The 12,381-nt window shown below is 41.2% G+C and carries 12 protein-coding genes; 7 read left to right on the forward strand and 5 right to left on the reverse strand.

Annotation, left to right across the window (positions count from 1 at the left end):
* The first annotated feature begins 49 nt into the window (after window positions 1–49).
* Both J3P43_RS11795 and J3P43_RS11800 read left to right on the forward strand, forming a co-directional pair.
* Window positions 50–1,015: a KpsF/GutQ family sugar-phosphate isomerase gene (locus J3P43_RS11795; protein WP_255902595.1), complete on the forward strand. Its 966-nt coding sequence runs from the start codon at window positions 50–52 to the stop codon at window positions 1,013–1,015.
* 1 nt (window position 1,016) lies between these two features.
* Window positions 1,017–2,102 (forward strand): mannose-1-phosphate guanylyltransferase, encoded by a 1,086-nt coding sequence (locus tag J3P43_RS11800; RefSeq protein WP_255904029.1) that lies wholly within the window; start codon window positions 1,017–1,019, stop codon window positions 2,100–2,102.
* 23 nt (window positions 2,103–2,125) lie between these two features.
* Here J3P43_RS11800 and rlmB read toward each other — a convergent pair whose 3' ends face one another.
* The gene (rlmB, locus tag J3P43_RS11805) at window positions 2,126–2,863 is read right to left on the reverse strand and encodes a 23S rRNA (guanosine(2251)-2'-O)-methyltransferase RlmB (protein ID WP_255902597.1); all 738 of its coding nucleotides are present in this window, start codon (window positions 2,861–2,863) and stop codon (window positions 2,126–2,128) included.
* A 308-nt stretch (window positions 2,864–3,171) separates the two neighbouring features.
* Here rlmB and dnaB point away from each other — a divergent pair, with 308 nt between their 5' ends.
* Window positions 3,172–4,740: a replicative DNA helicase gene (dnaB, locus tag J3P43_RS11810; RefSeq protein ID WP_255902599.1), complete on the forward strand. Its 1,569-nt coding sequence runs from the start codon at window positions 3,172–3,174 to the stop codon at window positions 4,738–4,740.
* Here the strand turns inward: dnaB and chrA are convergent, their stop codons facing one another.
* Together chrA and J3P43_RS11820 are read right to left on the reverse strand one after the other, a co-directional pair.
* Window positions 4,741–5,940, reverse strand: a complete 1,200-nt coding sequence (chrA, locus tag J3P43_RS11815; protein ID WP_255902601.1) for a chromate efflux transporter — start codon at window positions 5,938–5,940, stop codon at window positions 4,741–4,743.
* 2 nt (window positions 5,941–5,942) lie between these two features.
* Window positions 5,943–6,278, reverse strand: a complete 336-nt coding sequence (locus tag J3P43_RS11820; protein ID WP_255902603.1) for a tetratricopeptide repeat protein — start codon at window positions 6,276–6,278, stop codon at window positions 5,943–5,945.
* 44 nt (window positions 6,279–6,322) lie between these two features.
* On the opposite strand from J3P43_RS11820, the gene J3P43_RS11825 reads away from it, so the two are divergent.
* The 4 genes from J3P43_RS11825 (at window position 6,323) to J3P43_RS11840 (ending at window position 10,030) form a co-directional block, all read left to right on the forward strand.
* Complete coding sequence (locus J3P43_RS11825; protein WP_255902605.1) at window positions 6,323–7,060, forward strand: electron transfer flavoprotein subunit beta/FixA family protein; 738 nt, start codon at window positions 6,323–6,325, stop codon at window positions 7,058–7,060.
* Between the two features lie 26 nt (window positions 7,061–7,086).
* Window positions 7,087–8,055 carry an electron transfer flavoprotein subunit alpha/FixB family protein gene (locus J3P43_RS11830; protein WP_255902607.1) on the forward strand — a complete coding sequence of 323 codons (969 nt, stop codon included), beginning with the start codon at window positions 7,087–7,089 and terminating at the stop codon, window positions 8,053–8,055.
* 31 nt (window positions 8,056–8,086) lie between these two features.
* Complete coding sequence (locus J3P43_RS11835; protein ID WP_255902609.1) at window positions 8,087–8,683, forward strand: bifunctional nuclease family protein; 597 nt, start codon at window positions 8,087–8,089, stop codon at window positions 8,681–8,683.
* A gap of 81 nt (window positions 8,684–8,764) precedes the next feature.
* Complete coding sequence (locus J3P43_RS11840; RefSeq protein WP_255902611.1) at window positions 8,765–10,030, forward strand: nucleoside permease; 1,266 nt, start codon at window positions 8,765–8,767, stop codon at window positions 10,028–10,030.
* A 90-nt stretch (window positions 10,031–10,120) separates the two neighbouring features.
* Here J3P43_RS11840 and J3P43_RS11845 read toward each other — a convergent pair whose 3' ends face one another.
* A complete protein-coding gene (locus J3P43_RS11845; RefSeq protein ID WP_255902614.1) occupies window positions 10,121–11,407 on the reverse strand; it encodes a citrate synthase in 1,287 nt (428 codons plus the stop codon).
* Between the two features lie 184 nt (window positions 11,408–11,591).
* Complete coding sequence (locus J3P43_RS11850) at window positions 11,592–12,143, reverse strand: outer membrane beta-barrel protein (protein ID WP_255902616.1); 552 nt, start codon at window positions 12,141–12,143, stop codon at window positions 11,592–11,594.
* Window positions 12,144–12,381 lie beyond the last annotated feature (238 nt).

Raw genomic sequence — 12,381 nt, forward strand, 5'->3', positions numbered from 1 at the left:
ATAACATATTTTTGCGGTGAAATAGTATTTTAAATTAAAAAACTTCTGTTTGAAGACCAACTCCGAAATTTTAAATATAGCAAGAAGAACACTTCAAACAGAGGTTGAGGGCATCTCGGGACTAATTCCACGGTTAAATAATGACTTTGGAGTGATAATAAAACATATTATCGACACAAATGGACGTGTTGTCATCACTGGTGTAGGAAAAAGTGCGCTTATTGCCCAAAAAATTGTAGCTACATTTAACTCTACCGGAACGCCTTCGATTTTTATGCATGCTGCCGATGCTATCCATGGCGACCTGGGCATTATTCAAAAAGATGATTTGGTAATTTGTATTTCAAAAAGTGGGAACACGTCCGAGATTAAAGTTCTGGTTCCTTTCTTAAAGCAGGCCGGAACCCTCTTAATCGGAATGGTGGGCGATCTCAGTTCTTACCTTGCCCAACAGGCTGATTTTGTTCTGGATACAACGGTCGATAAAGAAGCATGTCCGCATAACCTCGCGCCTACTACCAGCACAACCGCACAACTAGCCATGGGCGATGTTCTGGCGGTATGCCTCCTCGAATGCAGAGAGTTTACCAGTCAGGATTTTGCCAGATATCATCCGGGCGGCTCGCTGGGCAAACGTTTATATTTGAAGGTTAAAGATCTGTATATTAACAACAACAAACCAGAGGTTAACCCCGACTCTCCAATTAAGGAGGTAATTGTTGAAATCACCAAAAACCGTTTAGGCGCTGTAACGGTTGTGAATGACAATAAAATTGAAGGAATCATAACGGACGGCGACATCAGAAGAATGATGGAAAAGTATAACACATTCGACCGCCTTACTGCTAAAGACATCATGGGAACTTCGCCGAGGCAAATTGCCAGCACCGAACTTGCTTTAAATGCCTTGGAACTTATGCGTGGTAACAATATCACACAATTAATAGTCGCAGACAAAGGAGTTTACAAAGGAATTATACATTTACACGACTTATTAAGAGAAGGAATTATATAACATAATGAAGAACTACTACGCAGTAATTATGGCTGGGGGTATCGGTAGCCGCTTTTGGCCAATAAGCCGCTCAGCCCATCCAAAACAGTTCATAGATATTTTAGGAACGGGAAAAACACTAATCCAGACCACGTACGAACGGTTTTTAAAAATAGTGCCGGCAGAGAATATATACATTGTAACGAACGAGAATTACGTTGCTCTGGTAAAAGAACAGCTTCCGGAAATAGACGAGAGCCAGATCTTAGGCGAGCCTGTAATGAGAAATACTGCTCCATGTGTTGCTTATGCCTCGCACAAAATCAATATGCTGAATCCCGAAGCGTCAATCGTGGTTGCTCCGTCTGATCATCTTATTCTAAATCCCGAGCGCTTTATTGCCGACATACAAAACTCTTTAGAAGCGGCTTCAAGAAATAACTGCCTTATAACTCTCGGAATTAAGCCATCGCGGCCAGATACGGGATACGGCTACATTCAATTTACCGAAGAAACGCTTGACAACGACTTTCATAAAGTAAAAACCTTTACCGAAAAGCCAAATCTTGAGCTTGCAAAAACCTTTGTTCAAAGCGGTGAATTTCTGTGGAATGCGGGAATTTTTGTTTGGTCGGCGAAATCAATTATCCAGGCCTTTGAACAATATCTGCCAGAAATGAACGATACGTTTAAAGACGGTGCCAAATCATTTAATACTGATAACGAGCATTCCTTCATTCAGAATGCCTATTATCAATGCACCAATATTTCTATTGACTATGGGATAATGGAAAAAGCTGACAATGTTTACATCTTACCCACTGATTTTGGCTGGTCTGATCTGGGAACCTGGGCATCTGTTTACGAATTGGCAGATAAAGACTATTTAGGAAACGCGGTGATTCCACCCGACCGGGTTATTATGTATGATTCCTCAAATTGTATGGTAAATGTCCCGAAAGGCAAACTGGTGATTTTACAGGGTTTAGATGATTATATCGTGGTAGAAGCAAATAACACGTTAATGATTTGCCATAAAGACAAAGAACAAAGTGTAAAGCAAATAGTTGCCGATGTGAAATCTAAATTCGGAAACGAATTTATTTAATTAAGAGATTGAATGAGGACGCCTCATTCAATCTTTATTCCTTCAATTCTTTGCCGAACGGCCTCATAAAGGATCACTCCAGCCGAAACCGAAACATTCAAGGAATGGATTTCTCCGAACATGGGGATTTTAGCCAGGTAATCTGCGGCACGGATAATTTCGTTCGAGATTCCGTCTTCTTCAGAACCTAATACTATGGCTGTTGGCATTGTATAATCAGGAGCATATAAATACTCATTGGTTTTTTCGGTGCAGGCGACTACAAACAGTCCCGACTCTTGCAAAAATCGGGTTGTTTTTAACAAGTTTTCTTCGCGACACACCGGTATTTTGAACAAAGCACCGGCTGAAGTTTTAATGGCATCAGGATTTATCTGAGCGGAACCTTTCACGGGAACCACAATGGCATGAACCCCGGCACACTCAGCTGTTCTCGCAATTGCTCCAAAATTTCTCACATCAGTAACACCATCTAAAATCAGAATCAAGGGTGTTTCTCCCTTTTCAAAAATAGAGGGAATAATATCTTCAATTCGTTGATAGGTTACCGGAGAGATAAATGCTATTACCCCCTGATGGTTTTTAGTGGTTATCCTGTTCAGCTTCTCGGGCGGAACCATTTGAAAGTTTATGATCTTATCGCGCAGCAGCGCTTTTAATTCATGAAAAATGCCTCCGGTCAAACCACGTTGTACATAGATCGCATCAATATCCTTTCCGCTTTGCAACGCCTCTATCACCGCCCGTATCCCAAATATCATTTGGTTTGATTCTTTTTTTGGCCTTGAAGACTTCGTGTCCATCATTAAATATTTAGCCCGCAAATTACTGATATTTGCTTTAAAACGCGGTTACAAATATTTCAGCCGTCTTCATTATTAACAACAGAAAAAGTTTTTAACACAGCCTTCAAGCTAACCACCGAGGGATATTTACATTAATCCACAATTTATCAACATCACTTTGTGAACAGAAACAGCTACTTGTTAACAAGATAAATAAGCGTAAATTTTTCAGTGTTGACAAAGTAAATACCCGGGTACGGCGGTTTATGTATATTTTTGTATTGATGAGTTCAGACAACCAAAACGATTATAACCCTGGGAAGAAATCCGCACCAACTGCAGAACGCCGAACCCGCTTAAATAACCTGGTAAGTGGCCTTGGTAAGCTTCCACCACAGGCGGTAGACCTTGAAGAAGCAGTGCTTGGAGCACTTATGCTCGAAAAGGATGCTCTCTCCGCGGTTATAGACATTTTAAAACCTGAGGTATTTTACAAAGAAAGCCATCAAAAGATATTTGAAGCAATTCATATGTTGTTTCAAAAGTCGTCACCCGTCGATATATTAACAGTTACATCTCAACTACGTCAGCAAGGCGATCTTGAACTAATTGGCGGGGCTTACTACATTACCGAATTAACCAATCGTGTGGCTTCGGCCGCGAACATCGAATATCATGCCCGAATCATCTCTCAAAAATATATTCAGAGAGAGCTTATCAGGATCTCAACCGAAATTATTAATAACGCATATGAAGACACCACTGATATCTTCGATTTGCTTGACCATGCTGAGAAAAACCTGTTTGATATTGCCCAAAATAATCTTCGCCGCGACTCCAGAAAAATGGATGATATTGTTCGCGAGTCGATAGAAACACTTGAAAAACTTCGCGACAAGGTAGACGGCCTGACGGGTGTACCATCTGGTTTCACCGGGCTTGACAGGATGACGTCTGGCTGGCAACCTTCCGACCTTGTAATTATAGCAGCCCGTCCGGCGATGGGTAAAACAGCTTTCGTTTTAAGTTGCGCCCGCAATGCTGCTGTTCAGTTTAAAAAACCGGTTGTAGTGTTCTCGCTGGAGATGTCGTCGGTACAGCTGGTGAATCGTTTGATATCCGGGGAAACCGAAATTGAGCAGGAAAAGATCAGAAAGGGAAACCTTGCCGAGTGGGAATGGCAGCAATTGCACTCAAAAATAGGAACATTAACCGAAGCTCCGCTTTTCATAGATGATACCCCGGCCCTGAATATCTTTGAATTCAGAGCGAAATGCAGAAGGCTAAAAGCGCAATACGATATCCAGATGATCATTGTCGATTACCTCCAGTTGATGCACGGTAAAGGCGAAGGCAAGGGTGGCGGAAACCGGGAGCAGGAAATTGGTAGTATTTCCCGGGCACTAAAATCGGTAGCTAAAGAATTAAATGTTCCCGTATTGGCATTATCACAGTTAAGTCGTGCGGTAGAAAGCAGACCGGGTGCAAGCAAAAGGCCAATGCTCTCCGATCTTCGTGAGTCCGGATCTATTGAACAGGATGCAGACATGGTGCTGTTTCTGTACCGGCCGGAATATTATGGACTTACCGAAGACGAAGAAGGCCGCTCTACCATTGGTATCGGTGAGGTAATTATTGCTAAGCACAGAAACGGTGAAACAGGAACAGTTCCATTAAGATTCGTGGGTAAGTTTGTGAAATTCGCCGATCTTGAAGATGACTTTTCTGTTCCGTCTGCACAAAAAGGGAATCCTTTTGGCGCTATGGCCCCTTCAGAAGATTTTGAAAAGCCAAGTAACTTCATTATCCGTCCGTCGAGAATGGATGATATCGACGAAGAGCCTCCTTTTTAATCAGATAAACCATCCCATAAGAACTCCTGCCAGAATAATAAAAGGGGTTCTTATGCGGGTAAAGGTTAAAAGCAGGAAAGTTGTAAGTACCAATGCGGCAGTCAGCCAGCTCAAACTGAGTGGTTCGAGCATAAACACAAAACCGGCGATCAAAAACCCTACCGCCACCGCATTTATCCCCGAAAGGGAGTTTTTTATCCTCGATATCTTCTTCAAATCGTTCCAGAAAGGAACGAAAAACAGCACCAGAATAAATCCCGGAAGATTAATACCTAAAGTAGCCACTACACTGCCCAGTATCTGACCTCCAATCGATCCTCCGGCGTGTTTCATTGTCATTGCTCCGACAAATGAGGTAAATGAGAAGGTTGGCCCGGGAAGGGCCTGCTGAAATGCAAAACCGGCTAAAAATTCATCGCCAGTGAGGTATCGTTTCATTTCAACAAACTCTGTGAACATTAAAGGAATAAGCACCTGCCCTCCTCCAAAAATTATGATCCCGTTACGATAGAAGTTTTCGAACATCCTGATAGGCAAACTAAAAGGCGAGGTTTGATTGATGATTGCACCCAGGGTTGCGAAGAGCAGCAAAATTCCAATGTAGTACATTACCTTCTGAGTATTGATATTCGAAAATAACTTTACCCGTAACTGATTTTCTTCCTGCGAGGTCTCTAAGGCTGACGAGATAATTCCGCCAACGAGAATAAGAATAGGAAAAACGTAAGCATTCCTGAGGATCAATGTCACAATTACCGCAGTTACAGCCAGCCAAACCGAAATATTTGTTTTTAAAACCGTCTTCCCTAGTCTATAGGCTGCATAAGCAACTATTCCGACTGCGATAGGCTGAACATAGCGCATAATCTGGACAAATTTTTCTTTATCCCCTAAAAACGAAAACATAATAGCAGCGAAACAAAGAATAGCAGCCGATGGCAACACCCAGATCAGGAATGTAACGACCGAAAGCCACAATCCGCCAACTTTATAGGCTACACCGACCAGTGTTTGTGTAGACGAGGGGCCCGGCAGGATCTGGGTTAAGGCATTAAGTTCGAGAAGTTCATTTTCATTAATATAATGCCTTCTGTTTACAAAATCTTTTAACATGATAGCCATGTGAGCCTGAGGCCCGCCAAAGGCCGTGAAAGTAAATACTACGGCATCCCGGATGAAAAGAAATTGCTTTGCGTTCAATGTTAGTCGTCTTCGTAATCTAGTCCCATTGCAGAATTGTAAACAGACTGCAGCTCCGAGAACGCGTGGTTATCTCTTGCGGCACGAGCAACCTGCATTCCCTGTTGATAGGTTTTTATAGCTTCATCCTTCCTTCCGAGCTTCTCATATAGCTTTCCTAAATGATAATAGGTGCCTACATAATCCCTGTGATTGAGAATTAAATCTTCAAAATAAATCAAAGCAGAGTTAAAATCGTTTATGGCTATATACTCTGTAGCCAGTGCATACTTTAAGAAAGGATCATTGGGCTCATTGGCATTAAACTCTAACAGCTTTTGTAATCGGGTGCTCTGCATTTTAAAAAGAAGCTTTTTTAAACTAAATTTGCAAAAAAGACAATATGAAATTATTGGTTTGTATAAGTAACGTACCAGATACCACCACAAAAGTAACTTTTACCAACAATAATACACAATTCAACACTTCGGGGGTGCAATTTATCCTTAATCCTTACGATGAGATTGCATTATCAAAGGCGATCGAATTGACCGAGGGTGGGAATGGCACTGTAACAGTAATACATGTCGGTGATGTTGCTGCGGAACCAACTATCCGTAAAGCGCTGGCCATTGGTGCCGACGATGCTGTAAGAATCAACGCCGAGCCGCATGATGCATACTTTGTGGCATCACAAATTGCTCAATATGTTAAGGATAAAAACTTTGATCTTATCCTTACGGGACGGGAATCAATAGATTACAATAACGCTCTGGTTGCAGGCATGCTAGGCGAAATGCTTCAGATACCATCGGTATCGATTGTTAAGAAATTAGATTTGATCGGCAACGAAATTGTTGTCGAAAGAGAAATTGAGGGAGGAAAAGAAGTCCTGAATGTGTCTTTGCCGGCGATAGTAAGCTGTTCTGAAGGTGTGGCAGAACCGAAAATCCCTAATATGAGAGGTATTATGTCGGCGAGATCTAAACCCCTTGAAGCTATTGAAGCCACGGAGGCCGGCAAATTGTCGAACATTGTTGAGTATACCACTCCTGAACCAAGGGGATCAGTGAAAATTCTGGGAGCTGAAGAAACCGAAAAACTGGTTGAATTATTGCACACTCAAGCTAAAGTAATTTAAGCTGATAATTTAAAACAAGAACAAACATGGCGGTTTTAGTATATGCAGAACACGTTGAGGGTCAATTTAAGAAATCAGCTTTTGAAGTGGTTTCATACGCAAAAGAAATAGCGCGCAACGGAAATACACAGTTGGTTGCAATTTGCGTCGGTGAGATTTCTGATGAGGCGTTGGGCAAATTAGGCGCTTATGGGGCAGACAAAGTTCTGGCTGCAAGGTATGCTGCCTTAAATACGTTTTCCAGTTCTGCTTACGCCTCGGCAATCGCCGATGCCGCTAATAGAGAAAATGCCGATATTATCATTCTTTCTAACTCATTTAGCGGAAAGGGGCTTGCGCCTGCTGTTTCAGTTAAACTAAATGCAGGAATAGTTGCAGGCGCGATTGATTTACCGAAAACAGAAGGCGGAAAATTCATCGTCAAAAAACTTGCATTTTCAGGAAAGGCTTTTGCGTGGGTAGAATTACTGTCAGCAAAAAAAATCATATCTCTTAATCCGAACTCATATAGAATAGTTGACTCACCCACCTCGACAATCATTGAGAGCTTTGAGGCAAACAACACTCCCGATTCAAAAGTATCTGTGAAGGAAGTTATTCGTTCAACTGATAAAGTTTCGCTGCCTGAGGCGGAGATAGTAGTGTCTGGTGGCCGTGGACTTAAAGGGCCTGAAAACTGGGCGATTCTGGAAGATCTTGCTGCGGCATTAGGGGCAGCAACGGCATGTTCCAAACCAGTATCAGACGCTGGATGGCGGCCGCATGAGGAACACGTTGGTCAGACCGGAATTGTGATAAGCCCTAACCTGTATTTAGCTATTGGTATTTCCGGAGCTATACAGCACCTAGCAGGTGTGAGCTCTTCCAAAACCATTGTAGCGATAAATAAAGATCCGGATGCCCCTATTTTCAAGGTTGCCGATTACGGAATAGTTGGCGATGCGCTAGAAGTAGTCCCCAAATTAACACAAGCAATTAAAGCCTTTAAGGGTTAAATTTTTAAGCCGGCGTTTGGCCTTTTATAACATGAAGAAAATTAAATTAGATATAGTAGGTTTATCTTATAGTCAAACTCAGTCTGGCGCTTATGCTTTGGTATTAGGCGAAGTAAACGGCCGACGAAGGTTACCTATTATTATTGGCGGATTTGAAGCACAGGCCATTGCTATAGAGATTGAGAAAATGACACCCAGCCGTCCGCTCACTCACGACCTGTTTAAATCTTTTGCACTCGCTTATAACATCACGGTTGAAGAAGTAATTATCTATAATCTTGTTGATGGGATTTTCTTTGCGAAGCTGGTTTGTAACGACGGTAAAAAATCGATCGAAATTGATGCACGGACTTCTGATGCCATAGCTCTTGCTGTACGATTTGAATGCCCGATTAATACCTATGAATTTATTTTGTCGACTGCCGGAATTATGATTGAGGGTAATGACTTTGTTTTCCTTGAAAATATTGATGCCCCAACTGAAGAAAAAGTAGCAACTGCAGCAACAAATTACTCTTCACTTAGCGACGAAGAATTAAAAGAGAAACTTCAACAGGCTTTGACTGAGGAAGCTTATGAAAAAGCTGCCAAGATCAGGGATGAACTGTCAAAAAGAAAATCTTCCTGATAGCTAACATTGGTCAAAAGTTACCTAATTGTATCTAATTAGCATTAGCTTTATAAGTACGATTTATCTTAAAACAGATCTATGAGCGTAAAAACCCGCCTGATAATAATGAATTTCCTCCAATTCTTTATTTGGGGATCGTGGCTTATTACCATAGGAGCGTACTGGTTTCAAAACAAACAATGGTCTGGCGCCGAGTTTGGCGCTATCTTTTCGACTATAGGTATTGCGTCGATATTTATGCCAGCTATTACTGGGATTATATCAGACAGATTTATAAATGCTGAGAAACTATACGGAGCAATGCACATCATGGGGGCTTTTGTTCTGTTTTCATTGCCGCTTGTAGACAACCCCTCAACCTTTTTCTGGGTCATTCTACTAAATATGATTTTTTATATGCCCACATTATCCCTTTCAATCACTGTGGCATATTCCGCATTAAAAAACCATGGAAAGGATGTTGTAAAAGACTACCCTCCTATCAGAATCTGGGGAACAATTGGCTTTATTGCAGCATTATGGCTGGTTAGTTTAACCCATAATGAGACTTCTGTTAACCAGTTTTACATCGCATCGCTGGTTTCTCTTGCCCTCGGAATTTATTCGTTTACCCTACCTAAATGTCCGCCGTTGTTTAACAAGGCAGGCAACAAATCTACGATAGATTCACTCGGCTTAAATGCCTTTATTTTATTCAAACAAAGCAGGTTTACTGTATTTTTTCTCTTTTCGATGCTTCTGGGAGCTGCATTACAACTTACAAATGCTTACGGCGACACTTTCCTTCACGATTTTAGTAAAGTAGCCGAATATAAAGACTCGATAGCTGTGAGATATCCAGCCATCATCATGTCGATCTCTCAGATCTCTGAAACACTCTTCATTCTGGCCATTCCATTTTTCTTAAGAAAATTTGGGATAAAGTACGTGATGTTATTCAGTATGCTTGCCTGGGTTTTGCGCTTCGGACTTTTCGCCTATGCAGACCCTGAAGGAAGATTATGGATGATCATTCTCTCTTGTGTGATCTATGGAATGGCCTTCGATTTCTTCAATATCTCTGGTTCTCTGTTTGTAGAAACACAGACGGATCCTAAAATCAGGGGAAGTGCTCAAGGCTTATTTATGATGATGGTGAACGGCTTCGGTGCCCTTTTTGGTAGTTTTACAAGCGGTATCGTCATAGATAAATATTTCACTTATGCCGATCAAAGCAAAGACTGGAACGGAATCTGGACAGCCTTTGCCTTATACGCTCTTGCTATTGCGGTAGCATTTCCTTTCTTATTTAAATACAAGCATACAAAGGAACTGGAAAAAGCCATTGACCGGATCAATTCTTAAACAAAGCGCCAAAAAGAAAGAGGTTATCTACCATATCTGCTCAGCAAACATGGTAGATAACCTCTTTAAGATTTCTATTGTATCGTCTTTCTATCGGTTTTTAATATCAACAAAAGTACGGTCAACCTCACCAACGTAGACTTGTCTTGGGCGTCCGATGGGTTCTTTGTTTTCGCGCATCTCCTTCCACTGTGCAATCCATCCCGGCAAACGGCCTAAGGCAAATAATACTGTAAACATCTCGGTTGGAAAGCCTAAAGCTCTATATATAATTCCGGAATAAAAATCTACGTTAGGATATAATTTACGTTCCGCAAAGTAAGGATCGTTCAAGGCTGCTTCTTCCAGGTGTTTTGCAATTTCCAGTACCGGATCTTTGATGCCTAACTTGTTTAAAATATCATCACAAGCTTTCTTTATGATCTTTGCACGCGGGTCAAAGTTTTTATAAACTCTATGTCCAAATCCCATTAGACGGAAAGGATCATTTTTATCTTTTGCCTTCGCAACCCATTTTGCTGTGTCGCCTCCATCGTTTTTGATCTTCTCAAGCATTTCGATCACTGCTTGATTTGCTCCTCCGTGAAGAGGGCCCCAAAGCGCTGCAACACCTGCTGCTACTGAAGCATAAAGATTGCAATCAGAAGATCCTACAATACGAACGGTTGAAGTTGAGCAATTTTGCTCGTGATCGGCATGTAAGATCAACAATTTGTTCATTGCATCGATTACCACCGGATCAACTTTTGTACTTCCGGCGTGTCCGCCAAAAGCCATATTCATAAAGTTGGTAACGTAATCTAAGTTATTATCGCTCGCAACATAAGAGTGACTAAGTGTGTGTCTTTGGATGTAAGCTACTATGCTGGGTAATTTAGCAAGCAATTTTACAAGAGTTAAATTCTGTTCGCTTTCGGAAGCATTTGGCTTTAAACTTTCCGGATAGAAAGCAGACAACGAGGCGATCACTGAACACAATTTACCCATTGGATGACCTTCAGGCGGGAAAGCCAACAAAATTGTCTTTAACTGCTCGGGCACATCAGAATGTTCCTTCAGCAATTCCTCAAATTCATTCAATTGAGTCTGCGTTGGCAGCTCACCGTAAATTAACAGATAGGCAACCTCAATGAAAGATGATTTTTCTGCAAGCTGCTCAATCGGATAACCACGATATTTAAGGATACCTTTTTCACCGTCGAGGAAAGTAATTGCACTTTTAGTACAGCCTGTATTTTTGTAACCACTATCTAAGGTGATGTAGCCGGTTAGATCCCGAAGTTTCGAAATATCTAGTGCTTTTTCATTTTCGGTACCGGTAACTACCGACAAATCATACTTTTTATTATCCAGTGTTATAGAAGCTGTTTCAGACATATTAATTGAAGTTGCGTCGCAAAAATAATCAAATCTGCCTTTTTTGGAAGTTAATTATTAGTTGTAGCGTAATTTAATGGTCAAAAATTTAAAATAATTTGATTTTGGGCGATCATGAGGGCTTATTAAAAGAAAAAACGGACTTGAAATTAAACAAGTCCGCTTTTTGCAATGAAATTTTTACCTATCGGCTTAGATTAAATCCATAAGCTATTCTTAGAGCCACCTGGCCAAGTTTTAACTTACTGTCTGGAAATCCTTCATAATTCAGGCCGGACACGCCTTCGTACCGTAGTCCCAAATCGATGCCCCTGTTAAAGCCTATTCCAATTCCCGGAGCGTAAACAAAGCCTGTTCCTTCAGATTTCGCGGCCCCAAATGCGGCTCCTACTTCTCCGGAAATGTAGAACCGTTCGATCGGAAATACTTTTATTCCGACTTTTAAAGGAATGTAATCCGCGCTGCCGCCTCCGGCCTCATCTTTTATTGAAAAACTGGTATAACCCAGCGATAAAAGTCCAGAAACGTTACTGTAAAAATCTTTTTGCAAACGCAAATCGCCACCTATGGCAATTTTGTATGCGTCCTCTGTAGGAATTCCCAGACTAAGACCTAAACCAAGCCTGGTATCATGAGAATCGCCGGCCGGTTCGGTTTGAGCATTGGCACTGGCAGAGAAAAACAACGCTGCTGTAGCTACTAAAGCAGAGAAAAATGTGTTAGTGTATCTTTTCATAGTGTGAAAATTTAACTGTTTAGCTAATATTTCAGATACAGTACAACTTAAACGAAAATTTGTTATTAAAAAATAAAAAAAATATAAAAACAACAGCATAAACTATTGATTATCAACTAAAACTAATTATTTTTACACTAATAATGAGAAGGGAGATTGCCGGTTACTTAGTAGGACGACAAGTTTTTGTAAAGAGATTAAGCTCTTAACCAAATAACAAGTACCTTTAAGTCGCGGA

Source organism: Paradesertivirga mongoliensis (assembly GCF_024436395.1).
In the GTDB taxonomy this organism is placed as follows: domain Bacteria; phylum Bacteroidota; class Bacteroidia; order Sphingobacteriales; family Sphingobacteriaceae; genus Paradesertivirga; species Paradesertivirga mongoliensis.

Bases quoted from the DNA above. Each gene is read 5' to 3' on its own strand.
- rlmB (WP_255902597.1), bottom strand. From the start codon at position 2,863: ATGATATTTGGGATACGGGCGGTGATAGAGGCGTTGCAAAGCGGAAAG.
- dnaB (WP_255902599.1), top strand. From the start codon at position 3,172: ATGAGTTCAGACAACCAAAACGATTATAACCCTGGGAAGAAATCCGCA.
- J3P43_RS11820 (WP_255902603.1), bottom strand. From the start codon at position 6,278: ATGCAGAGCACCCGATTACAAAAGCTGTTAGAGTTTAATGCCAATGAG.
- J3P43_RS11825 (WP_255902605.1), top strand. From the start codon at position 6,323: ATGAAATTATTGGTTTGTATAAGTAACGTACCAGATACCACCACAAAA.
- J3P43_RS11830 (WP_255902607.1), top strand. From the start codon at position 7,087: ATGGCGGTTTTAGTATATGCAGAACACGTTGAGGGTCAATTTAAGAAA.
- J3P43_RS11835 (WP_255902609.1), top strand. From the start codon at position 8,087: ATGAAGAAAATTAAATTAGATATAGTAGGTTTATCTTATAGTCAAACT.
- J3P43_RS11840 (WP_255902611.1), top strand. From the start codon at position 8,765: ATGAGCGTAAAAACCCGCCTGATAATAATGAATTTCCTCCAATTCTTT.
- J3P43_RS11845 (WP_255902614.1), bottom strand. From the start codon at position 11,407: ATGTCTGAAACAGCTTCTATAACACTGGATAATAAAAAGTATGATTTG.
- J3P43_RS11850 (WP_255902616.1), bottom strand. From the start codon at position 12,143: ATGAAAAGATACACTAACACATTTTTCTCTGCTTTAGTAGCTACAGCA.